Annotated in this window: 16 protein-coding genes; 5 read left to right on the top strand and 11 right to left on the bottom strand. The window is 73.3% G+C overall.

Annotation, left to right across the window (positions count from 1 at the left end; all coding sequences use genetic code 11):
- Window positions 1-129: 129 nt before the first annotated feature.
- Window positions 130-564, top strand: coding sequence for a PPOX class F420-dependent oxidoreductase (locus ACFYVL_RS03580; protein ID WP_389241108.1), 435 nt, complete (start codon window positions 130-132; stop codon window positions 562-564).
- A gap of 10 nt (window positions 565-574) precedes the next feature.
- Here ACFYVL_RS03580 and ACFYVL_RS03575 read toward each other — a convergent pair whose 3' ends face one another.
- From ACFYVL_RS03575 to ACFYVL_RS03555, 5 genes are all read right to left on the bottom strand, one after another.
- Window positions 575-1,198 carry an RraA family protein gene (locus ACFYVL_RS03575; protein WP_389241107.1) on the bottom strand — a complete coding sequence of 208 codons (624 nt, stop codon included), beginning with the start codon at window positions 1,196-1,198 and terminating at the stop codon, window positions 575-577.
- A 183-nt stretch (window positions 1,199-1,381) separates the two neighbouring features.
- Window positions 1,382-1,789 carry a RidA family protein gene (locus tag ACFYVL_RS03570; RefSeq protein WP_389241106.1) on the bottom strand — a complete coding sequence of 136 codons (408 nt, stop codon included), beginning with the start codon at window positions 1,787-1,789 and terminating at the stop codon, window positions 1,382-1,384.
- A 173-nt stretch (window positions 1,790-1,962) separates the two neighbouring features.
- Window positions 1,963-3,534: a SulP family inorganic anion transporter gene (locus ACFYVL_RS03565; protein WP_389241105.1), complete on the bottom strand. Its 1,572-nt coding sequence runs from the start codon at window positions 3,532-3,534 to the stop codon at window positions 1,963-1,965.
- Between the two features lie 65 nt (window positions 3,535-3,599).
- Window positions 3,600-4,256, bottom strand: coding sequence for a carbonic anhydrase (locus tag ACFYVL_RS03560; protein WP_389241104.1), 657 nt, complete (start codon window positions 4,254-4,256; stop codon window positions 3,600-3,602).
- A gap of 391 nt (window positions 4,257-4,647) precedes the next feature.
- Window positions 4,648-5,949, bottom strand: a complete 1,302-nt coding sequence (locus ACFYVL_RS03555; protein ID WP_389241103.1) for a serine hydrolase domain-containing protein — start codon at window positions 5,947-5,949, stop codon at window positions 4,648-4,650.
- Window positions 5,950-6,477: 528 nt separating this feature from the next.
- Between ACFYVL_RS03555 and ACFYVL_RS03550 the strand changes: the two genes are divergently transcribed.
- From ACFYVL_RS03550 to ACFYVL_RS03535, 4 genes are all read left to right on the top strand, one after another.
- Entirely contained in the window at window positions 6,478-7,911 is a 1,434-nt protein-coding gene (locus ACFYVL_RS03550; RefSeq protein ID WP_389241309.1) for a GMC oxidoreductase, read from the top strand.
- A gap of 296 nt (window positions 7,912-8,207) precedes the next feature.
- Window positions 8,208-9,038, top strand: a complete 831-nt coding sequence (nadE, locus tag ACFYVL_RS03545; RefSeq protein ID WP_389241102.1) for an ammonia-dependent NAD(+) synthetase — start codon at window positions 8,208-8,210, stop codon at window positions 9,036-9,038.
- On the top strand, window positions 9,035-10,138 hold the full coding sequence (locus ACFYVL_RS03540; protein WP_389241101.1) for a protein kinase family protein: 1,104 nt from the start codon (window positions 9,035-9,037) through the stop codon (window positions 10,136-10,138). Before nadE ends, ACFYVL_RS03540 begins: the two co-directional genes overlap by 4 nt.
- Before the next feature lie 103 nt (window positions 10,139-10,241).
- Window positions 10,242-11,666 (top strand): cation:proton antiporter, encoded by a 1,425-nt coding sequence (locus tag ACFYVL_RS03535; RefSeq protein ID WP_389241100.1) that lies wholly within the window; start codon window positions 10,242-10,244, stop codon window positions 11,664-11,666.
- Here ACFYVL_RS03535 and ACFYVL_RS03530 read toward each other — a convergent pair.
- The 6 genes from ACFYVL_RS03530 to ACFYVL_RS03505 all read right to left on the bottom strand — a co-directional run bounded on the left by ACFYVL_RS03530 (window position 11,627) and on the right by ACFYVL_RS03505 (window position 22,444).
- Window positions 11,627-11,812, bottom strand: a complete 186-nt coding sequence (locus ACFYVL_RS03530) for a hypothetical protein (protein WP_389241099.1) — start codon at window positions 11,810-11,812, stop codon at window positions 11,627-11,629. The genes ACFYVL_RS03535 and ACFYVL_RS03530 overlap by 40 nt on opposite strands.
- Before the next feature lie 171 nt (window positions 11,813-11,983).
- Window positions 11,984-15,082: an NHLP bacteriocin export ABC transporter permease/ATPase subunit gene (locus ACFYVL_RS03525; RefSeq protein ID WP_389241098.1), complete on the bottom strand. Its 3,099-nt coding sequence runs from the start codon at window positions 15,080-15,082 to the stop codon at window positions 11,984-11,986.
- Window positions 15,079-17,613 carry an NHLP family bacteriocin export ABC transporter peptidase/permease/ATPase subunit gene (locus ACFYVL_RS03520; RefSeq protein WP_389241097.1) on the bottom strand — a complete coding sequence of 845 codons (2,535 nt, stop codon included), beginning with the start codon at window positions 17,611-17,613 and terminating at the stop codon, window positions 15,079-15,081. The genes ACFYVL_RS03525 and ACFYVL_RS03520 overlap by 4 nt, the downstream gene beginning before the upstream one ends.
- Before the next feature lie 15 nt (window positions 17,614-17,628).
- Window positions 17,629-18,441 (bottom strand): HlyD family efflux transporter periplasmic adaptor subunit, encoded by an 813-nt coding sequence (locus ACFYVL_RS03515; RefSeq protein WP_389241096.1) that lies wholly within the window; start codon window positions 18,439-18,441, stop codon window positions 17,629-17,631.
- Window positions 18,442-18,473: 32 nt separating this feature from the next.
- Entirely contained in the window at window positions 18,474-20,087 is a 1,614-nt protein-coding gene (locus ACFYVL_RS03510; RefSeq protein ID WP_389241095.1) for a SagB family peptide dehydrogenase, read from the bottom strand.
- A gap of 104 nt (window positions 20,088-20,191) precedes the next feature.
- Window positions 20,192-22,444 carry a TOMM precursor leader peptide-binding protein gene (locus ACFYVL_RS03505; RefSeq protein WP_389241094.1) on the bottom strand — a complete coding sequence of 751 codons (2,253 nt, stop codon included), beginning with the start codon at window positions 22,442-22,444 and terminating at the stop codon, window positions 20,192-20,194.
- Window positions 22,445-22,458 lie beyond the last annotated feature (14 nt).

The following is a 22,458-nucleotide window of genomic DNA, read 5'->3' as shown; positions in this document are numbered from 1 at the left end:
GCGGACGACATTTCGCCCGTGTACGAGTCGTGCACGAGTCGTGCACGCGACAGCGCGTACACGGCACCGTGTACGCATCACCCCGTACGCACCACAGAGCACCGAGCCGCTGAGCAGAGGGAGCAAATCATGACCCTGACCCCGGAAGTCCGCGCCAGGATCGAAGCGCCGAACTTCTGGTACGTGGCCACGGTGGAGGCCGACGGGGCGCCGCACGTGACCCCCATGTGGCTGGACTTCGACGGCGAGCACCTGATGTTCAACACCTCGGTGGGGCGCATCAAGGAGCGCAACCTGCGCCGCGACCCCCGGCTGTACCTCTCGCACGCCGACGCCGAGAACCCGTACGACCGCGTACAGATCCGCGGCCGGGCCGTCCGCTTCGTCGAGGGACCGGAGGCGGACCGGGCGATGGACCGGCTGGCGAAGAAGTACACCGGCGCGGACCACTACGAGTGGACCGTTCCCGGGGAGCAGCGGGTCAGCGTCCTGATCGAGCCGGTGCACGTGCGCCACATCGTGGGTGTGGAGGCGTTCCCGGCGGGAGTGCTGCCTCCGGCGTAGCACCCGTCCGTCAGCCGGTGAAGCCGACTTCCTCCAGGGCCTTCTCGATGCGGGCCCGGTGCTGGGCCTCCCACTCGTCGAGGGACTCCGCGGCCTCCTTCGCCAGCTTCGCCCGAGCGGCGCCCAGGGTCTCCTCCTGGCGGGCGGCGGGGGTGACCACGATGCCCTCCTCGTCGGCGACCACGATGTCGCCGGGGTTCACCAGGGCTCCGCCGCAGCGCACTTGGCCGTTGAGTTCGCCGAGCGCCTTCTTCGTGCCGGGGATCGGGACGACGCCGCGGGCGAAGACCGGGAAGCCCGCCTCGCGGACCTCGGCGAGGTCCCGGATCAGGCCGTCGAGCACGAAAGCGACGATGCCCCTGCGCTGCGCCACCGCGCACACATTGCCGCCGGCGAGTGCGTGGTCCAGGTCGCCGGACTCCACCACGACGACGGAACCGGGCTCCGCACGGTGGATGGCCGCGTGCAGCATCAGGTTGTCGCCGGGCGGGCAGCGGACCGTGTAGGCGGGACCGGCGACGCGCGGCACCGGGGTCCACAGCGGGCGGATGCCGATGTCCATGACCTGGTCGCGGCCCAGGATGTCGGCGAGGGTGGTCGGGGGAACGTCCTGGAACTCGTGCGGGTGCCGCATGGGTGGGTGCCTGCCCTTCGTGCGCCGGTGTGCGCGGAGGCCCGGTGGCTTCCGGCGCGGTGGACAGTACCTTCCGCGTCCGGACGCGTGCGGTGCCCCCTCCCCCTTTCCGGGCGGACCGGCCGCGCGCTTTCCGGTTGGACCGGCCGCGCGCGGGCCGCACCGGCCCCGGCCGGCCGCGTTTCAGTCGAGGACCGCCGTGGCCTCGACCTCCACCAGGTGGTCGGGGGCCGCGAGTGCGGCGGCGCCGAGCAGTGTGCCCGGTGGCACCGGGGTGGTGCCCAGGGTGGCCGCGGCCCTGGCGACCCCCTCCAGGAACAGCGGCATCTTCTCCGGCGTCCAGTCGACGACGTGGACGGTCAGCTTCGCCACGTCGTCGAAGGTGGCGCCCGCGCCGGCCAGGGCGGTGGCGACGTTCAGGTAGCACTGCTCGACCTGGGCGGCGAGGTCGCCCGCGCCGACCGTGGTGCCGTCGGCGTCCTGGGCGACCTGCCCGGCGACGAAGACCAGCTTCGATCCGGTCGCGACCGACACCTGCCGGTAGGCGTCGGCCTCGGGCAGGCCGCTGGGGTTGATCAGGGTGAGGGGCATGGTGGGTCTGCTTCCTTCTCGTGCTGTTCCCGGAGGCGACGGCGGTGGCCCGCTGCCACCGAAAACCGTAGGAGAACCGCCTCTGACATGGAAGAACGCACTTTTTGGTGCCCCGGTCACCACAAGGTGACCGCCCCGGGGCAACCGCCCTCCGGCCGCCCCGGGGCCAGCTCTCAGTCCGCCGGGTCCCGCACCCGCTCGGTGGTCATGCGGACCGCCTCCACGCCGCTGTCGTTGTGCCGGGTCGCCCAGTTCTCCAGGGTGGTGCGGCAGGCGTGGTCGAGGTGGTGGGTGGCGGTCAGGTCGAGCTCTATCGGGCGGTCCTTGGGCAGCGCCTCCAGGGTCTCCAGGATGCGGGGCAGCCGCAGGAAGGTGGCGTTCCCGGTGAGGGTGACGACGAGGCGCCCGCCGGTCAGCTCCCGTACCGAGACCTGTGCCTTGGAGGTTTCCCAGGCGGACTTCAGGACCGCGAGGGCGAGGCCGATGAGGACGCCCTCGAACATGTTGGTGAGCAGGATGGCGAGGGCCGTGGTGACGAGCACCAGCGCCTCGCCCCGGTGGGCGCGGGCCAGCGGGACCAGTTCCTTCACCGGCAGGAGCTTGAACCCCGCGTGGACCAGTACGCCCGCGAGCGCGGCCAGCGGGATGATGCCGAGCGCGACCGGCAGCAGCACCGCGAACAGCAGCAGCCAGCCGCCGTGCGCGATCCGGGAAAGCGGGGTGCGGGCGCCCGCCCGGACGTTGGCGGAGCTGCGCACGATGACCGCGGTCATCGGGAGCGCGCCGAGAGCGCCGCAGACGGTGTTGCCGACGCCCTGCGCGACGAGTTCCTTGTCGTAGTGGGTGCGGGGCCCGTCGTGCATGCGGTCCACGGCCGCCGCGCTGAACAGCGATTCCGCGGAGGCGATGAGGGTGAAGGCGAGGACGGTGCCGAGGACGGCGAGGCTGCCCAGGGCCGCGAGGTCCGAGGCCCCCGGCGGCTGGATCGCGTCGGCCAGGCCCCGTACGGTGACCGTCCTCAGGTCGAGGGAGAGGGCGGCGGTGGCCGCGGTGGCCAGGGCGACGGCGGCCAGCGGGGCGGGCACCACGCGCACCTTCGCGGGGAGCCTGGGCCACAGCACCAGCACCGCGACGGTGCCCAGTCCGACGGCCGCGGCGGTCAGCGCGCCCGGCGCGGTGAACGTGTCGGCCACCAGCCCCGGCAGGCCGGTGACCTTGGCGACTCCGGTGAGCGGCTGGGCGGCGCCGGTCATGCTGTAGAGCTGGCCGAGGATGAGTACGAGTCCGATGCCGGCCAGCATGCCCTGGACGACGGACACCGAGATCGCCCGGAACCACCGGCCGCAGCGCAGCAGTCCGAGCACGATCTGGAGCGCCCCGGTGAGCAGCACGATCGCGCCGAGCACGCCGAGCCCGAACTCCCGTACCGCTTCGAGGACGAGCACGGTCAGTCCGGCGGCCGGGCCGCTGACCTGGAGGGCGCTGCCCGGCAGGCAGCCGACGACGAGACCGCCGACGATGCCGGTGACCAGGCCGAGTTCGGCGGGTACGCCGGAGGCGACCGCCACGCCCACGCACAGCGGCAGGGCCACCAGGAAGACGACGAGCGAGGCGAGCAGGTCCTGCCGCAGGACGCCGGGCCTGCGCAGTTCGCGGTAGGGGGCGAGGAGGGTGGTGCGGAGGGAGGGGGCGGGGGGTTCGGGCGGGGACGGCGGGGGTGTCGCGGAAGCGGGCTGTGCGGACATGGCTGTGGGGGTCCTGTCACTGTCGTGGCGAGCGGGTGGCCGGTCGGCGGGGCGCGACGGCGCGCTCACAGCGGGCCGAACACCGGCCGGGGGCCGTGGGCCTGCGGCCGGCCGGCGGTGACGGTTCCGGTGTGGACCTCGTAGTACCAGGCGTGCAGGGTGAGCGTGCCCTCGGCGAGCCGCTCCCGGACGCAGGGGTACGCGCGCAGTCGCTCCACCTGGGCGAGCACGTGGGCCTGGACGGCTTCCGCGACGTCCGGTGTGGCGGGGGCGGTGGAGCGGACGGCGGTGTCGGGCGCCACCGAGTGCTCCAGCCAGTCGCGCACCGCCGGTACGGCGGACAGGTCCTCGCCGCGCACCAGGGCGCCGACGGCGCCGCAGTGCGAGTGCCCGCAGACGACGATGTCGCGGACGCCGAGCACGCGGACGGCGTACTCGATGGTGGCGGCCTCGCTCTGCGGGTGGGCGGGGGCGTCGGGCCGCCCGGGGGCGGTGGCGGACGACGGGTAGGGCGGGACGACGTTGCCCGCCGTACGGAGTTCGAAGAGCTCTCCCGGGCGTGCGCCGGTGATGAGGGCGGGGACGACGCGCGAGTCGGAACAGGTCACGAACAGCGCTTCGGGCGCCTGTCCGGTCCGCAGGGCGCGGAAGGCCGCGGTGTTCCGGGGGTCCGCCACATGGGTCTCGGCGAACGAACGGGCGTGGTCGATCAGGGACTTCAAGGTGGCCTGCCTCCTGCGTCCCTGCCGTGGGGGCGGACGCGGTGTGGTCGGGTCGATGGTCACGAGGTGCGTCGCGGCGGCCGTCCGACGGCCGGTTCCGCGTCGCTCCCGGGAACAGCTTGCAGGGCTGTCGTGACTCTCACTTTGCCATCTCATTAACCTTTCATGACAGAGCAAATTTCTGCCAAAGAATGAGTAATTACCGCCCCTGAGCTGGGAGTTGATCCAACTCTCAACCGTTGGTCAAGGCTTTCCGGAGAGCTTCGGTGAAGCCCCGCACACATTCCGCTACGGCCCCCGGCGAGCGTGGTGCGAGGGCGGTACGGGAGGGGCGCCCGCCGTCCGCCGACGGCCACCGGCACACCCCTCACGTACCGCGGGACAGCGGGACCTACCGGACCCGGGCGAAGGCGTTCGCCAGGGAGTCCGCGTCATGTGCGCCCGTCAGGGACGGCTGCGCGGGGCGCGGGGGCAGCGGCTTGCCGCAGAACTCCGCCTCGATCACGTTGACGTAGAGCCGTCCGTCGGTCAGCCAGTCGCCGTTGACGTTGAACGTCAGCTGGTGCCTGGCGTCCGGGGTGCCGACCATCGCCGACAGGGAGCCGTTCGTGCGCCCGCTCTTGCCGACCACCTTCACCCCGCAGGACAGCTTCGCGAACTCGACGCCGAGCCCGTAGCCCGTCACCTCATCCGACGGCACCTCGGTGAGCATCTCCTTCATCTGCGCGCGCGGCAGCAGCCGGCCCTGGATCAGGGCGCGCTGGAACCGGTTGAGGTCGCCGGTGGTGGAGATGGCGTCGCCCGCCGCGCCCAGCCAGGTCATGTTCTGCTCGGTGGTGTCGTGGATCTGGCCGCCGGGGCCCTCCTGGTGGAACCGGGAGTACGCCACCGGGTGCGGGTCGGGCAGGTGCGGCGAGGTGCCGGGCAGCGAGGTCTCGCGCAGCTTCAGCGGGTTGAGGATGCGGCGGGCGACCTCCCGCTCGTAGGACCGGCCGGTCGCCTTCTCGATGACCATTCCGGCGATCACGAAGCCGGTGTTGGAGTAGTACGGCGAGTTCTGCGGGTCGGGGCGCGGCGGGGCGTGCTTCAGGGCGACGGCGACGAGTTCCTCGGGGGTGTAGGTGTCGTAGCGGTGCTCCGGGAAGCCGGGGCCCGCCACCTTGTGGAGGAACGCGGGGTCGTCGGTGTAGTTGGCGATGCCGCTGGTGTGGTTGAGGAGCCGGCGCAGGGTGACGGTGCGCCCGTCGTAGCCGTTGCCCTTCAGCAGGCCGGGCAGCCACTTCTCGACCGTGTCGTCCAGGTCGAGTCTGCCCTCCGCCTCCAGTTGGAGCACCACGGTGGCGATGAACGTCTTGGTGATGCTGGCGACGCGGAAGTGGTCGCCCGCCGTGCGCGCGCGGCCGGTGGCGGTGTCCGCCGCTCCGGCCGCGCCGAACCATTGCCCCCGGTCGTCCCGGGCCTGGGCCCCGACGCCGGGCAGGGTGCCCTCCTCGACCATGGCGCGCAGGGCTGCCCGGGTCGCCGTGTGCCCGCCGCCCCGCTGGTCCGCCCCGGCCGCCCCGTCGGCCGACGGCCGGTCGCGCGCGGGGGCTTGGGGCTGTGCGTACGCGGTCGGGGCGAGCGTCGCCGCCGTCAGGGCCGCCGCCAGCGCCAGGGTGAGGGAGGCAGTGCGTAAGACCGGCCGGTGCTGCATGGATGTCGCCTTCCGGAGAACCGAGTGTCCGGTGTTCCCCCGGTGATGGGTGGGACACCGAACGTGGATCTCCAGGTTGACGGTTGGGGGCGGGGGGCGGCCAGTGGTTCGCCGGGAGAAGTGGTCCGACCTGCGCTCTTCGGGGCGGAATTGAAGTTACTTACAGGTATGAGTCGACTCTTCACGCCCGTAGCAGTAGAACTCCCACCTCTTCCCCATGAGAGTGAGGAACCTCGCATGAGCGGATCGATCACGCACACCACTCAGTCAACCGAAACCACCCAGTCCTCCGAAACCACACAATCCTCCGGCTCAACCCCCTCCCCCAACTCCCCGTGGACCCCACGTGTTTCACGGCGCCGGTTCATCGCAGGCACCGGCTCCCTCCTCGGGGCCGTGGCCCTCTCCGGCCCGCTCGCCGTACCGGCGCGGGCGGCCGTCCCCGCGCCCGGGGTGCTGTCCGCCGGGGACCGCGTTCCCGTCCTGGTCATCGGCACCGGCTACGGCGGCTCCGTCGCGGCCCTGCGGATGGCCCGCGCCGGGATCACCGTGCACATGGTGGAGATGGGCATGGCCTGGGACGGGCCAGGACCGGACGGCAAGATCTTCGCCAACACCACCGCGCCCGACTACCGCTCCTTCTGGCTGCGCACCAGGACCAAGCAGCCGCTGAGCAACTTCCTCGGCTTCCCGCTCGACAAGGACGTGCCGAAGCACACCGGGATCCTGGACGCCGAGGACTTCAGCGGCATCACCGTCTACCAGGGGCGCGGCGTGGGCGGCGGGTCGCTGGTCAACGGCGGGATGGCGGTGACTCCCCGCAGGGAGAGATTCAGCGCCGTGCTCCCGTCGGTGAACGCCGACGAGATGTACGGCACGTACTACCCGCGCGCCAACGCCGGGCTCGGCGTCACCAACGTGGACCCCGCCTGGTGGGAGTCGGCCGAGTGCTACCAGTACGCGCGGGTGGGCCGCAAGCACGCGCAGCGCTCCGGGTTCCCGTTCGTCTTCGTACCGAACGTGTACGACTGGGACTACATGAAGCGGGAGGCGGCGGGCGAGGTGCCGAAGTCGGCGCTGGCGGCCGAGGTGCTGTACGGGAACAACTACGGCAAGAAGTCCCTCCAGAAGACCTACCTCGCGGCGGCCAGGGAGACCGGACGGGTCGTCATATCGCCGCTGCACCGGGTCACTTCGGTGCGTCCGGCCACCGAGGGCGGGGGCTACACCGTCGCCGTCGAGCAACTGGACACCACGGGCGCGGTGAGCGCCACCAAGACGGTGACGGCCGAGCGGGTGTTCTTCGCGGCGGGCAGCGTGGGCACCTCGAAACTGCTGACCCGGCTGAAGGCCACCGGGGAGCTGCCCCGGCTGAACGACGAGATCGGCAAGGGCTGGGGCGACAACGGCAACATCATGTGCGGGCGCGCCAACCACATGTGGGACGCGACCGGCAAGCTCCAGGCGTCCATGCCGACGGCCGCCATCGACAACTGGGAGGCGGGCGGCGCGTTCGCCGAGGTCGCCCCGCTGCCCACCGGCATCGAGACGTACGCCTCGCTGTACCTGACCATCACCAACAACCCGCACCGCGCCGAGTTCAGCTGGAACGCGGCGGCCGGCCGGGTCGACCTCAGCTGGCAGACCGCCTGGAAGCAGCCGGGCATCGATGCCGCCCGCACCATCTTCGACAAGATCAACAAGAAGGAGGGCACGATCTACCGCACGGATCTCTTCGGCACCTACAAGATCTGGGGCGACCACCTGACCTACCACCCGCTGGGCGGCGTGGTCCTCAACCGGGCCACCGACAACTACGGCCGGCTGCACGGCCATCCGGGCCTGTACGTGATGGACGGCTCGCTGATCCCGGGCAACGCGGGAGTGAACCCGTTCGTCACCATCACGGCCCTCGCCGAGCGCAACATCGACCGCATCCTCGCCGAGGACCTGCGCCCGTAGCGCGCGGCCGACGCAGGCGGCACCCCTGACCCTCCGCACCGGGTCGGGCGGCCGGACCCTCCCTCGGGGACGCTCCGGCCCGACCGTCCCCGTGGCCGGTGAGCCTTCGCGTCACCGGTGAGCCCTCGCGTCAGAAGCGGTGCGGCGCCCGGTCACCCCTCCGCACCGGGGTCCTCCCCTCCTTGAACTGGGCTCTTCGGCTTCAGCCTCTAGAGTGACTCTGTCCCCGCACACGCCTGTGGCCACGGCCCGGCGGACGGGGCGGCACCGTCCAGAGCACCGAACGAGGAGCAACCGTGACCGACCTGGCGCCCCTGTCCGTCCAGCAGGAGATCGCCCGTGATCTCCAGGTGAGCGAGTCCTTCGACGTACAGCACGAGATCGAGCGGCGGGTGGCGTTCCTCGCCGAGCGGCTGACCTCCACGAACCGGCGTGCGCTGGTGCTGGGCATCAGCGGCGGTGTGGACTCCACGACCGCGGGCCGGCTGTGCCAGCTGGCCGTCGAGCGGGTGCGGGCCGGCGGCGGGGACGTGAAGTTCTTCGCGATGCGGCTGCCGTACGGCGCCCAGGCCGACGAGAAGGACGCACAGCTGGCGCTGGAGTTCATCCGGCCGGACGAGGTGCTGACCGTGGACGTGAAGCCCGCCAGCGACGCCTCGCTGGAAGCGGCGGTGGCCGGCGGTACGGTCTTCCGCGACGCGCACCACCAGGACTTCGTGCACGGCAACATCAAGGCCCGCGAGCGCATGATCGCCCAGTACACGGTGGGCGGCGCCCACGACGGTCTGGTGGTGGGCACCGACCACGCCGCCGAGGCGGTCTCCGGGTTCTTCACCAAGTTCGGCGACGGCGCGGCCGACCTGGTGCCGCTCACCGGTCTCACCAAGCGGCGGGTGCGTGCCGTGGCGGAGGCCCTCGGCGCCCCGGCCCAGCTGGTCGGCAAGGCCCCGACCGCGGACCTGGAGTCGCTGTCCCCGGGCAAGCTGGACGAGGACGCGCTCGGTGTGACCTACGACGACATCGACGACTTCCTGGAGGGCAGGCCGGTCTCCGAGTCCGTCTTCGGGACCATCGTGCGCCGCTACCACCTCACCGAGCACAAGCGGCAGCTTCCGACCGCGCCGTGAGCCGCGGCACCGGGGTGAACCGTGACGACGCGCGCCGGGCGGCGCACACGGCCGTGTCCGCCGCGCTGGCCCCGCTCGACGACGACCGCCTGGCCGCGCTGGTGCGCACGGCGGCCCCGCTCGGTTCCGGCATCGGCGGACGCTCCGTGCTGCTGGAGGTGGGCGGCACCCGGGTCTTCGTGAAGCGGGTGCCGCTCACCGCGCGGGAGCTGCGGCCCGAGCACGTCCGCTCCACGGCGAACCTGTTCGAGCTGCCGGTCTTCTGCCAGTACGGCGTCGGCGGCATCGGGCACGCGGGCCCGGGGGTCTGGCGGGAGCTGGCGGCGCAGGAGGCGGCCTCGGACTGGGTGCTCTCGGGAGAGCACTCCGGCTTTCCGCTGCTGTACCACTGGCGCGTACTGCCGGAGGCCGCACCGCCGCTCCCCGAGGAGCTGGCCGACATCGGGCGGGCGGTGGACTACTGGGGCGGCGGGCCCGGGATGCGCGAGCGGATCGAGGGGCTGCGGGACTCCCCGGCGAGCCTCGTGCTGTTCCTGGAGCACGTCCCGCAGAACCTGCACGAGTGGCTGGACGGGCAGATGGCCGCCGGTGCCGAGGCCGTCGACCGGGCCTGTGCCTTCGTGGAGCGGGAGCTGGAGGCCACCGTGGCCTTCATGAACGGCCGCGGGCTGCTGCACATGGACGCCCACTTCGGGAACATCCTCACCGACGGCCGGCGCCTCTACTTCACCGACTTCGGCCTGGCCCTCTCCTCCCGCTTCGCGCTGTCCCCCGCCGAGGCGGACTTCTTCGACCGGCACCGCACCTACGACCGCGCCTACGCGCTCAGCTATCTGGTGAACTGGCTGGTCCTGGGCCTGTACGGGCACCGGCGCGACGCCCGCGAGGCGCTGATCCGCGCCTGGGCCGAGGGGGAGCCGCCACCCGCGGGCCCGCCGGGCGCCACGGCGCTCCTCTCCCGTCTCGCCCCGCTCGCGGCGACCGTCACGGACTTCGTCGGACGGTTCGAGAAGGAGAGCCGGGACGTCCCCTACCCGGCCGGGGCCGTCGGCCGGCTCCTCGCGTCGTACGACGCGTCGCGCGACGGTACGCAAGCCTGATTTACGTAGCGGGAGGCCGGGTTGACGTACCGGCTTCCCGCGCCGCCGACCCTACGCTTCCGGATATGTCATGAACTCGACATAGAAGGAAGGGTCCTGGCGCATGGAACTTCACGGACTTCTGCCGCTCCTGCCCCTGCGGCTCGCCCACACCGGGGCCGCGCTCGCCGCGGTACTGCTGCTGGCCGCCGGGGGCCGGGCGCTGGCCCGGCGGGTGCGGCTGCCCGCCGTCATCGGGGAGGTGACGGCGGGGCTGCTGGCGGGGCCCGCGGTGCTCGCGCTGTTCGGCGCCGGGTTCTTCCGCCAGGTGCTGCCGGAACCGGTGCTGGCGGACCTCAAGGTCCTCGGACAGGCCGGTCTCGTCCTCTTCCTGGTGGGACTCACGCACCGGCTCCGGGCCGGAGACCGGCGGGCCTCCCGGCGGGCACTGTCCTCGCTGGTCTGCGGGGCGCTCCTGGTGCCCCTGGCCGCGGGCCTGCTGCTGGTCGCGGTGATCGGCGCGACCGGCGACACCGCCGCCCGGGGCACCGCCCCCTTCCCCGCCTTCGTCGTGATGGTGGCCGTGGCCATGTCGATCACCGCGGTGCCCGTGCTGTCCAGGATCCTCGTCGACCGGGGGATGACGGAGTCGGCCGCCGGGAACCTCGCGCTGGGCGCCGCCGTCGTCATCGACGGGATCGGCTGGGTGCTGCTCACCCTGGCGATCGGGCTGGGCGCGGGAGAGGCGTCCGGGCTGCCGGGTGCGGGGCGGGCACTGCTGTTCGCGGCGGTGGTCGCGCTGCTGCTGCGGTGGGTGCTGCGCGGCGCGGGCATGCGCCGGGTCCTCGCCGGACGGCCCCTGGCCGCCGCCCTGCTGGTGGGGTCGGTCGCGCTGGCGACGGCCCTGGAGACGGAACACCTCGGCTTGACCGCCGTGGTCGGGGCGGCGCTGGTCGGACTGGCCGTGCCCACCGACGTGCGGTGGGCGGCGCCCGAGCCCTGGGCGCCCGCGGTGGCCCGGGTCTCGCGGGCCGGACTCGCGCTGACCCCGGTGTTCTTCGTGGTCACCGGAATCACCGTGCTGACGCAGGCGTTCGCCGCCGCCTCGTGGACGCTGGTCGCCGCCGCGCTCGTGCTCGGTCTGGCGGGAAAGCTCGTCGGCGGCTACGCCGGGGCCAGGGCCGGCGGACTGGAGAAGGCGGAGGCGCTGCGCGTCGGGGCGCTGATGAACACCCGCGGGCTGACCGAGCTGATCGTGCTCCAGGCGGGGCACAGTGCCGGGCTCCTGCCCGCTCCACTGGTGCTCGCCCTGATCGTGATGGCGCTGGTGACCACGGCCGCCACCGGCCCGCTGCTCGGGCTGGTGGACCGTACCGCCGGACGACGGGCCCCCGGCGGGACACCCCCGGGCGGCGGCCGGCCCGTACCGGCCGCCCGACCGGAGCCGGCCCGGCGTACGGGCGCGGGGCCCGCCACCGGGCAGGCCCCGCCCGTACCCGGTACGGCGGCTCAGCCCCGGTTGCGGCCCTTGCGGCCGAACGCGAAGTAGAGCCCCAGCAGTACGGCGCCCGCCACCGCCACCACGGCCGTGACCGTGCCGCCGGCCAGCGTGCCGACCACGATGACGACCAGGGCGTAGAGGACGGGAAGGATCACGTTGGGGTTGGTGGCTGCGGACCGCGGCTGCTGGCTCATGGTGGTGTCCTCTGCTTGTTCGTCGGTGCGGCGCCCCTGGGGCGCGTGCGGTGTGTGGGGGTGGTGAAACTCGGGTGATCGTGACATCGCGGTCCGTGCGGCAGGAGCCGCTTTGCAATCTCCTTGCACAGTGCACCCGCCTTGGGCGGCCGAGCGCAACAGGGCCTCGCATCACGACAGTTGGGGTCCGGCCAGCCGGGCGAACAGTCCGCCGCTCTCGGCGAGCAGTTGCTCGTAGGTGCCCTGCTGGACGATCCGGCCGCCCTCCATGACCACGATGCGGTCCGCGTCGATCACGGTGGACAGCCGGTGCGCGATGACCAGCCGGGTGGCGTTCAGCCGCCGGGTGCTCTCCGCGACCAGGCTCTGGGTGGGGTTGTCGAGGGCGCTGGTCGCCTCGTCGAAGAAGACGATGCGGGGCCGCGCCACCAGCGCCCGCGCGATCATGAGGCGTTGGCGCTGGCCGCCGGAGAGGGTGTTGGTGCCCTCGGAAAGGACGGTGTCCATGCCCATCGGCATGGCCCGGATGTCGTCGGCGAGGCCCGCCATCTCCGCCGCCGCCCAGGCGTCGTCCAGGGTGTGCCCGGCGGAGCCGACGATGTTGGCCTGGATGCCGCCCGGCTGGAGCGCCCCGTTCTGCAGGACGACCCCACACTGGCGGCGGACCGCCGAGATGTCGAGTTCGGCGAGGTCCTGGCCGTCGTACAGCACACTGCCCGACAGCGGGGTCTCGAAGCCGAGGAGCAGCCGCAGCAGGGTGGACTTGCCGCTGCCCGAGGCGCCGACCACCGCGACGAACTCCCCCGGCTGCACGCTGAGGCTGAGGTCGTCGAGGACCAGCGGGCCGTCCTGCCCGTACCGGAAGGACAGGTGGGACACCGCGACCCGGCCGGACAGGTCGCCCGGGTCGGCCCTGGTGCCGTCGTTCTCCGGGGCCGCTTCGAGGATCGGCGCGAGCTTCTCCAGCATCGGTACGGTGCCCACGGCGGTGACCGCGGCGGCGGTGAACTGGAGCCCCGCCGACAGCAGCAGGTTGAAGGCCGCGTAGAACGGCAGGAACGACGCGAGCGGGATCTGCCCGTGCAGCACCCCCGCCGTCACGGCGAACACGATCGCCGAACACACCAGCGGGAAGCCCGCGTTGAAGGTGGTCACCGCGTTCTGGATGCGGCGGACCCGGGCGGACAGGGTGTGGCCGTGCGCGGCCAGCCGGGTCCACTCGGCGAAGGCCCGCTCCTCGGCGGCGGCGACCCGCAGTTTGGGCATCGCGGTGAGCATCTGGAAGACCATGGCGGACATGGCCTGCTCGTGCTTGTACTCGCGGCGCGACCAGCGCAGTTGGAGACGTCCGGCGACGGCGGCGACGAGCACCCCGAAGCCGGTGAGGACGACGGCGAGCAGGGCCAGCCGCACGTCGTAGGCGAAGACCAGCGCCAGGTTGGCGAGGCCGGTCATCAGGGCGAGCACGGCGGTGGTGAGCATGCCGGACAGCAGTTCCTGGGCGGCGGTGACGCCGAGGACGGTGGTGCCGAGTTCACCGGTGGAGTAGCGGGTGAAGAAGGCGGCGGGCAGCGAGAGCAGCCGGTTCCACAGACCAGCCTGCATGGCGGCGCCGGCCCGGCTCTCCATCCGCAGCACGGCGAGGTTCTGCACGACCGAGAGCGTGGCGGTGACCAGGCCGGACGCCATGACGACCAGGGCGCCCTGCACGATCAGGTCGCGTTCGGCGGCGGCGACGAAGGTTCCCAGGACCTTGCCGGTCATCACCGGGATGACCAGGCCGATCACCGCGACCAGGACGGCGGTCAGCGCGAACCGGGTCAGGTCCCGGCCGTGCCCGAGCGACGGCGAGAGGCCGAACCGCAGCAGACCCGGCACGTCGCGGACGGTCTCGGGCAGCGGGCGGTACAGGACGACGGCCTGGTTGCGCAGCAGGGCCGCCGCCCGGTCGGTGACGGGGGTGATGCGGCCGTCGTCGACCATGACGTACCCGCGGCCGAGCGGCAGCAGGGCGACCGGGCGGCCCGCGGTGCGGTAGCCGACCATCGGGCCCAGGTCGGTGGTCCACCAGCGGCCGTCGAGCCGCACGCCCCGGGTGCGCACCCCGGAGGCCAGCGCGATGGCGCGCAGGTCGTCGCCGTCGGACCTGCGCTGCCCGCTGCCGCGCACGGGGGGACGTACCGAGAAGCCCTGCCGGGACGCCACCAGCCGCACGGCGGCGAGCAGCGGCGGGTCCGCCGCGACGTCGGCGAGCCTGACCCGGGCCTCCGTGTCGTGCAGTACGGCGTCGAAGCTGCGCACGGTGGTGGACAGCACGGCGTCGTCCTTGGCCGCGCGCGCGGCCAGTTCGGCGCGTTCGCCGCTGCGCCGGACGGCGATGCGGTGGTCGACGGTGGCGCGCAGCCGGTCGGCGTGCTCGGTGAGGACGGGGATGAGCCGGCCCTCGCGGTACACGTCGAGCAGGGATCCGGAGGTGAGGCGGGCGGGGGTGCGGGCGCGCAGCCAGTCGCGTTCGGTGAGGCAGACCACGGCGCCGGGGCCCGCCGCGGCGAGTGGCAGTTCGTCGGTCGCGGTGCCGAGGCCGTCGGGGGCGCCGTTCTCGGTGGCCGGGTCGCCGAGGTCGAGCAGTCCGGACTCCACCCGCACGAACCGCAGTCCGTCGACGGACCGGGTCACGTCGTGCTCGGCCAGTTCGGTGACCCCGGCGGGGCTGAGGGAGGTGAACTGGCGCGGCGGCAGCGAGCCGGGGAACGCGTCGGCGAGGGCGCCGAGGCCGGCGGTGAGCCCGTCGAGGAGGCGGGCGTGGTCGAGTTCGACGGGCCGGGCGTCGGCGGGCTGCGGGAGGGTGGCGCGGCCCGCCCTGATGTCGTCCAGCACGGACAGCGGCAACTGCACCAGCCGCGAGTCCAGTACGGGCCTGGCGATCACGGTGTGCCGCCGCTCGTCGGTGGTCCCGCAGAGCAGCAGGGCCCCCGCTTCGGCCCGGCACAGGAAGTGCCGGCGGCCCGCCCGCGCGGTGTCGGTGCCCCGGTCGACGGCGAAGAGGTCGGCGCTGCCGGACTCGACGTAGAGGAGCCTGCCGGGGGTGTCCAGGCAGAGGGTGCGGGCCGGGGCGAGGGTGGCGGTGGAGGTGCCGCCCGCGGCGGGCTCCGCGGGGGTGGCGTCGGCGGGAGTGGCGTCGGCGCGGGTGGTGCCGGCGCGGGTGGTGCCGGCGCGGGTGGTGCCGGGCGGCCGGGTGGGGTCCGCGGGGCGTGGGGGCGGGGTGTTCACAGGGCGTCACGCTCCTCCGCGTCGCTGGACTCGAACAGGGCCGCGTAGCTGCCGCCCGCCGCGAGGAGTTCGTCGTGGCTGCCGCGTTCGGCGACGGTGCCCCGGTCGAGTACGACGATCTCGTCCGCGTCGCGCACCGTGGACAGCCGGTGGGCGATGATCAGGCAGGAGCAGCCCCGGCGGCGCAGGTTGTCCATGACGGTCCGTTCGGTGGCGGGGTCCAGGGCGCTGGTGGCCTCGTCGAGGACCAGCAGGGTGGGGCGGGCGGCGAGCGCGCGGGCGAGCTCCAGCCGCTGGCGCTGGCCGCCGCTGAAGTTGCCGCCGTGCTCCCAGACGGTCGCGTTGAGACCGCCGGGGCGGGCCATGACCTCGTCGAAGACGGCCGCGTCGTGCAGCGCGTCGAGGACGACCTCGTCGGGGACGGTGTCGTCCCAGAGGGTCAGGTTGTCGCGGACGGTGCCGGCGAAGAGGGCGATGTCCTGGTCGACGTACGCCATGGAGGCGGCGAGCACCGTACGGCCGATCTCCTCGCGGGGGCGTCCGCCGAGCAGGATCTGGCCGGAGCGGGGTTCGTACAGACCGGTCAGCAGGCGGCCCACGGTGGACTTCCCGCTGCCGGAGCCGCCGACGATGGCGGTCCGCGAGCCGGGGGCGACGGTGAGGCTGAGGCCGGTGACAACCGGTGGGGCCAGCGGGCCGTAGCCGAAGGTGACGTCCCGGAGGGTGAGTTCGCCGTCGAGGCGGTTGTCCTGCGCGGGGGCGGCGGGGGCGGTGCGGGTCGGGGTGGCTGGGGTGGCCGGGTCTGGTGCGGTCTGTGTGTCTGATGTGGTGGGTGTGCTCTGGGCATCGGGTCCGGCAGGTGCGTCCAGTACGTCCGGTGCGGCGAATGCGGGCTGCGCGGCGGGGGCGGTCGGCTCGAAGCAGCGGGCCTGCGGGTACTTCTCCACGTCGTGGATGCGCTTGAGGTCGGCGTCCAGGTCCTGGAGCCGGCTGCCCAGGTTGGTGAGCTGGGTGACCGGGCGGCTCAGCGCGGCCAGCAGGGTCTGGAAGGTGACCAGGATGCCGACGCTGAGCGCGCCGTCGACCACCCGCAGGCCGCCCACCAGCAGGAGCACACCGATGTTGACGACCGCGAGCAGCGGCGGGACGACGACCAGGACGGCCGTCGCCTGGCCCAGCCGCTGCTGGGCGGAGGTGACCTTGGCGAGGAAGCCCGCCCAGCGGGTGAAGGCGTCGGGTTCGGCGCCGGTCGCCTTGACGGACTCGATGGTGGAGAGGGTCGCGAAGGTGGTGCCGACCAGGCTGCCCCGGTCGGTGCGCAGCGCGCCGACCGCGTCCTTGCGGGAGCGGGCGACCAGTTGCAGCACCACCATGTTGAGCGCGACGCTCGCCAGGCCGATGGCGCCGAGCAGGGCGTCGTACCGCAGCATCAGCCCGCCGTAGAAGACGACCAGGACGAGGTTGATGACGGTGGCGGCGAGGTCGCGGGAGAGGATCATCGCGACGGTGTCGTTGCCCGCGACCCGCTTGGCGACCTCGGCGGGCCTGCGCTGGAGGAAGAACTCGATGGGCAGCCGCAGCAGATGGCGGAAGAAGCGCGCCGAGCCGATCAGGCCCGCGCGGATCTCCATCCGCAGCAGGTAGTGCTGCTGCACCGAGGTCAGCACGAAGATCATGACGGCGGTGCCCGTCATCGCCCCCAGCAGCGGCAGCACCGCGCCGGTGGAACCGGAGCCGAGCACCCGGTCGATGAAGACGCGCTGGTAGGCGGCACCGATGATGCCGGGGACCACCAGCAGCAGGCTGGCCAGGAGGACCAGCGGAAGCGCGCGTCCGGAGGGCAGCCGGCGGCCGAGCAGGGCCGCGGCGGTGGACGTGCGGCGCCCGCCGGGCCGGAAGTCGGGGCCCGGCTCGAAGGTGAGCATGATGCCGGTGAAGCCGGAGTCGAACTCCGACCACTCCATCAGCCGCGGCCCGCCCGCCGGGTCGTTGACCGCCACCAGCGTGCGGCCGAACCGGGTGGAGATGCCCTCGACCACCATGAAGTGCTGGAACGCCCAGAAGATGATGACCGGCCCGGTCTGGGCGCGCAGCAGTTCCGCCTCGGCCTGGAAGCCGCGGGCGACCATCCCGAAGGAACGGGCTGCGGCGATCAGCGAACTGGCCTTGGCGCCGTCCCGGGAGACCCCGCACAGGGCGCGCAGTTCCTCCAGCGGTACGTGGCGCCCGTAGTGCGCCAGGACCATGGCGAGGCTGGCCGCGCCGCACTCCACCGACTCCATCTGCAGGACGGTGGGCACGCGGTGGGCACGCCTTCTGGCCCGGCGGCGGGCCCGCGACGCGGCACGGCGCGGGCGGCGCACCGCCGGGGACGGGTCGGCCTTCTTCCCGGGAGGCCGGGTGCCCGGGGCCGACGCCCGGGTGGCGGTGGCCGGGGCGGCGGTCGCCGCGCCCCCGGAGGTGGCAGTCGTGCCCCCGGTGGGGGCCGTCGTGCCCTCGTCGCCGGGCGCGGGAATCCTGGTGTCGCTCATGGGTGCCTCCTCAACTCAGCGGCCCAGGACCAGATCGAACGGCGACTGGGTGCGCAGCTCGATGGAGGCCGACACCGAGGTCTGCGAACCGAGCGTGACGGGCGGGGTGTGGGTGGTCGACCAGGCGTACCCGGATGCCGAGCCGGGGTCGGCCAGCAGGTCCACGGTGACCAGGCGCGGGGCCTGCCCCCGGTGGTAGCCGTCCGCCGCGAGGTCGCCGCCGACCAGCGAGGCGAGGGCCTCGCGGGTGAGCGGGTAGGGGTCGACGCGGGCGACCTTGCCGCGCAGCAGGCCGTACGCGGCCGGGGGCGCGGTGGACACCGACAGCGAGACGGGGCGGCCGGGGACCAGCCGGGCGGCCTGGTCGGCGGGGACGAAGACCAGGGCGACCAGCCGGTCGCCGGGCAGATCGGTGCGTTCCACGGTGGCGAGGGTGGCGCCGACCCGGACGAGCTGGCCGCTGGTCATCGTGGCGCTGATGACCTTTCCCGCGAACGGGCTGGTGACGGTGCGCACGCGGCCCGCGTCGTCGGTCACCCTGGCCACCGCCTGGCCCGCCCGCACCTGCTGGGCGGGCTTGACGAGCAGTTCGCGGGCCATCCCGGTGTAGGGGCTCTGCACCTGGCTGGTGCCGCCGGGGTGGCTGAGGACGCCGGGGGCGTCAACGGTGACGTCGAGCTTGGCGAACGCGGCCCAGACACAGGCCCCGGCCATCACGATCATGACGACGAAGACGGCTATCCAGCCGCGGGGCGCGGCGAGCAGGACCGGTGCGTCCAGCTCGTCGGGTTCCCGCTTGCGCTGCAAGGCCTGGTAGCGGAACTGCACGGTGGTTCTCCCCCCACGCTTCTACGGTCGGTTCAGTCGCCCGCGGCGACAGGGGCGTGCGGTGCTCCGGCGGTCCTCGGGCGGCTGCCCAGCACGAGTTCGCCGACGGTGCCTTCGAGGAGCGGGTCGTGCCCGGTGGCGGCGGCGAACGCGGCGGTGTCCCCGCCGCCCAGCCCGCACACGGCGAGCCCCATCGCGGTGCCCACCAGGTAGAACGTCTGGTAGAGCACGCCGACGTGCTTGAGGATCAGCGGGTAGGCGACCGTCTCGTACTTCCACATCACGCGGCCGAAGCGGGCCGCGACGAGCAGGACCACCTGGGGGTCGGCCGCCATCATCGCGGCGCCCCTGGCCTCCTTGACCAGAGGTGCGGTTAACGGCCCTGCGGGGGCGACCAGTTCGAGTTCGTGCCGGTCGCCCGAGTAGCGGTAGAGGCCCGGTGTCAGGCCGTCCACGTGCGAGACCAGCGGGTAGACGTCCAGTTCGTGCAGCGATCCCCCGGCGGGCACCGGCCGGTCTGCCAGCTCCTGGCCGTCGCCGCCGGTGAAGGTGGAGCGGATCCGCACGGTGCGGTAGAGGAGTTCGCCGAGCTGGGCGAGGGTGAGCGGGGCGTCCTCGTCGTGCTCCCGGACCGAGGTGCGCTCCTCCAGCACCCGGGTGAGGGGCGGGTCGAGGGCCGCGACGGCGTCGAGGTCGGGCACCGGCAGGGGCACCCGCTCGCCCTCCCCCGGCGGTACGGAGACGGGCAGCGGCCCGAAGCGTTCGGCGTGCCGGTAGGTGCCGCCGTATCCGGGCGCCGATGCCGGGACCCTGGTGCGGGTGTGGAAGGCGAGGTCGACGGGGTCCCACTGGACGCTGCCGCGCGAGGTGGCCTCCGGATCCTGCTCCGGGCCGCCGGGCGCGAGGGCCCCGGCGGTGGCCAGCAGGCGCAGTACGGGGGCGGGCACCGCGTCGGTCCAGTCGCTCAGGCGGGCGAGGAAAGGGGCCGCGCCGGCGGTGAACCGGACGGCGAGCGGGCTGCCCGGGGCCTGGAGGACGAGGCCGCCGTCGGCGGGCCGGACGACGGCGTGACGGGTGAGGCGGGCGGGACCCGCGGGGGTGGGCCTGAGGGCGGTGCCGCCCCGGCCGACGCGGGTGAGCCGGGCCAGGAGGGTGCCGTACGGCGAGCCCTCGTGCGCGGTGCCGGGCGCGCCGGAAGCGGTGCCGGGTGCTCCGGGCGCGGCCTCGAATTCACCGGGCGTGGCAGCGAATTCGCCGCTGACTGCGCCTGGTACACCTGGTATGCCTGGTTCGCCCGGTGCGGTCTCGCGTCGGTGCACCGCGTGCTCGAACAGGCCCGCCGATTCGAGTCGCGCCCGCAGCATCTGCCAGCGCAGCAGGCCCGTTTCGCCGTCCCCGTGGACGACGAGGGCACTGGTCCGCGCCTCGGTGAGGTCGCCCTCGGCCAGTGCGCGCAGGGCGGCCAGCGCGCCCGGGGTCAGTCCCTTGAGGCGCAGTTCGCCGAAGCGGGTGGTGAGTACCTGGTCGTCGAGGGTGGTACCGGGGATCAGCCGGTACGTGGTGGTGTGGAGGTCCGGTGTCCCGGCGGCGGCGCCGGCCGGAAGGTCCGAGTGGTCCGGGAGGTGTCGTGGTGCTGTGGTGGTCATGGCTTCCCCGCCCTGAGAGGAGGCGGGCCGCGGCAGTGCCGTGGCCCGCCCGTGCTGCGCGACGACATTCGGGGCGACGGTCCCTGGGGGCCGTCGGGAACGGCTCAGAAGAAGACGTTCCAGCTGTTCAGGTCGGCCTCGGCGGTGGGCTCCGCCAGCAGGCCGAGGCGTACCGGGGCGTCGTACAGCCGCCCCTCGCCCAGCCGCCGCCAGAAGTGCCTGAGGCCGGGGGCGATCACCTTGACCACGTTCAGCTCCAGGTCGGGCCGGGTCTGGTCGAGGACGATCACCTCGGACCCGGCTTCGCGGATGCGCTCCACCTGGTCGCGGATGCGGGCCGAGAGGTCGAAGCCCGCCTGCGGGCCCACCGCGGTCGCGGGCTGTCCGGGGTCGGGCAGCAGCCACGGCTCGGCCTCCACCGTGGCCTGCTTCAGCCAGGTCAGCGTCTCCAGGTCGTCGACCAGGTAGGCGGTGTCGCCGTTCTCGTCGCGCTGCTCGACCATCGGCAGGAACTGGTTCAGCTCGGTGAGCGCCCGGAAGGCCGCGATCCGGGGGTCGGGGTGGGCGCCGAAGCCGACCATGATGTCCTCGACGGCGTGCCGCCGCCGGGACGCGGCGACGTACACCGGCATGCCCAGGTCGAAGCTGATGTCGATCATCCACAGATCGCGGTCCATCGCGTCGTAGTGCGCGCGCAGTTGGTCCACGTAGGGGTCGTCGAGGGAGTCCATGTCGAAGGCCGGGCGGCGCAGCCGGTTGTACCACCACAGGGCGACCGCGTCGCGCTCGGTCAGCTCGCACAGCCCCTGGAGCACCGCCTCCTCCAGGGTGTTGCCGGCGGCGCTGCCGTTGGAGTCGGAGATGCAGAAGAAGTGGTCGTCGAGGTCGGGGTGGCCGTACCAGGCGTACGCGGCCGGCACGAGCCGCTCCTCGTCGTGGGTGAGGGACCAGCCGCGCGCCCAGTCGACGGGGGTGTTCTCGTCGAAGGGGTCGGGCACCTTGTGCAGCCGGTTGGCGGGGTCCTGGTTCCAGGTCTCGCGGTGGGCCTGCTGGGCCTCGGAGAAGTGCAGCAGGCCGCGCGGGTGGACGGCGAGGCCGGGGTCCAGTTCGGTGTAGGCGGCCCGGCGCACGGCCTCGTCGCCGCGCCACACGCCCGAGTAGCGCTCGATGGCCTCGCAGACGGCGCTGACCTTGGCCTGGATCTCGCTGCGGCCCTTGCCGCCGCTCTGGCCGCGCAGGTTGCGGCGCAGCAGGTCCATGCTGTCGTTGACCATGGCAAAGTTGTGCCCGGCCGAGTAGCTGTAGGTCAGGGTGTTGGACTCGGGGGTGTGCGAGACGAGCCGGGTGATCGCGCCGAAGTACGGGCTGATGTGCTTCTCCAGGCGGGCCAGGGTGTCCTCGGGGCGGTCGACGCGGTAGCCGCCGTCGCCGGTGTGCCTGGCCTCCTGCGCGGACAGCACGATCTTCGGGCTGCGTTCGCTCACCAGCGCCGGGTCGCCGCAGGAGGGGCACTGCGGCTGGCGGACGACGGTGTGGGTCTCGGTGCGCAGGGTGGGCAGTTCCAGGGTGACCATCTGGCCGCAGAGCGCGGCGGGTTCGCCGGTGGCGGCGATCATGGCGGCTTCGGTGGCCAGGATTCCGGCGGCGGCCAGCGCGCCGGACGGAAGGCCGGCGCGGGCCGGGTGGCGGGGCACGCTCTCGCCGCGCCGGGTGGCGAGGTAGCGCTCCAGCTGGCGGTTGCCGGTGAGGCGCTGGGCGAGGCAGGACCAGCAGCCGGTGTGGTCGGGCTTGAGGAACGGGCCGATCCACGGGGCGAGTCCGCCGGGCCTGGCCAGCAGCCAGGGCCGTCCGGCGGCGAGCTGGGCGGTGTTGCGCCGTTCCAGGACCGGGTCGAGGTAGTCCGCGACGAGGACGATCGAGAGCCCTTCGGCGGGCACGGTGTCCATGTCTCCGGTGCGGACGCTCAGGCCGAGCGCGCGCAGGGCGTCGAGCACCGGTGCGGGGTCGGTGCCTTCGGCCGCGCAGACGGTGACGGGGGCGGTGTCCAGGGTGCGCGCGGGGTCGATGCCGAGGGCGTCCCAGTAGGCGAGGGTCTCCTCGGGCAGGTCGGGGCGGCCGTCCGCGAGGTGTCCGGCGGCGCCGAAGCGGGTGATCGCGGCGAAGACGGCGGGGATGGGCAGGGTGCCGGCGAGTTCCTGGACGATCTCCAGGACCGTCCGGCGTCCGTCGAGATACGGCACGACGGCGGCAGCCGCCTTTCCCGGAACCAGGAAATCCTGTCCTTCCGCATAAAGAAAGACGCGCTCCCCTTCCGTCACCTCGACGTGGAAATGCGCCTTGAGACGCGGCTTTTCCATCGAATCCCCCAGTT

The sequence above is a fragment of the Streptomyces sp. NPDC004111 genome (assembly GCF_042874215.1).
In the GTDB taxonomy this organism is placed as follows: Bacteria; Actinomycetota; Actinomycetes; order Streptomycetales; family Streptomycetaceae; genus Streptomyces.
This window is presented reverse-complemented; position numbering and strand designations above follow the sequence as displayed.

Coding starts and splice junctions, on each gene's coding strand:
- ACFYVL_RS03580 (WP_389241108.1), top strand. CDS start 130: ATGACCCTGACCCCGGAAGTCCGCGCCAGGATCGAAGCGCCGAACTTC.
- ACFYVL_RS03575 (WP_389241107.1), bottom strand. CDS start 1,198: ATGCGGCACCCGCACGAGTTCCAGGACGTTCCCCCGACCACCCTCGCC.
- ACFYVL_RS03570 (WP_389241106.1), bottom strand. CDS start 1,789: ATGCCCCTCACCCTGATCAACCCCAGCGGCCTGCCCGAGGCCGACGCC.
- ACFYVL_RS03565 (WP_389241105.1), bottom strand. CDS start 3,534: ATGTCCGCACAGCCCGCTTCCGCGACACCCCCGCCGTCCCCGCCCGAA.
- ACFYVL_RS03555 (WP_389241103.1), bottom strand. CDS start 5,949: ATGCAGCACCGGCCGGTCTTACGCACTGCCTCCCTCACCCTGGCGCTG.
- ACFYVL_RS03550 (WP_389241309.1), top strand. CDS start 6,478: ATGGCCCGCGCCGGGATCACCGTGCACATGGTGGAGATGGGCATGGCC.
- ACFYVL_RS03535 (WP_389241100.1), top strand. CDS start 10,242: ATGGAACTTCACGGACTTCTGCCGCTCCTGCCCCTGCGGCTCGCCCAC.
- ACFYVL_RS03530 (WP_389241099.1), bottom strand. CDS start 11,812: ATGAGCCAGCAGCCGCGGTCCGCAGCCACCAACCCCAACGTGATCCTT.
- ACFYVL_RS03520 (WP_389241097.1), bottom strand. CDS start 17,613: ATGAGCGACACCAGGATTCCCGCGCCCGGCGACGAGGGCACGACGGCC.
- ACFYVL_RS03510 (WP_389241095.1), bottom strand. CDS start 20,087: ATGACCACCACAGCACCACGACACCTCCCGGACCACTCGGACCTTCCG.
- ACFYVL_RS03505 (WP_389241094.1), bottom strand. CDS start 22,444: ATGGAAAAGCCGCGTCTCAAGGCGCATTTCCACGTCGAGGTGACGGAA.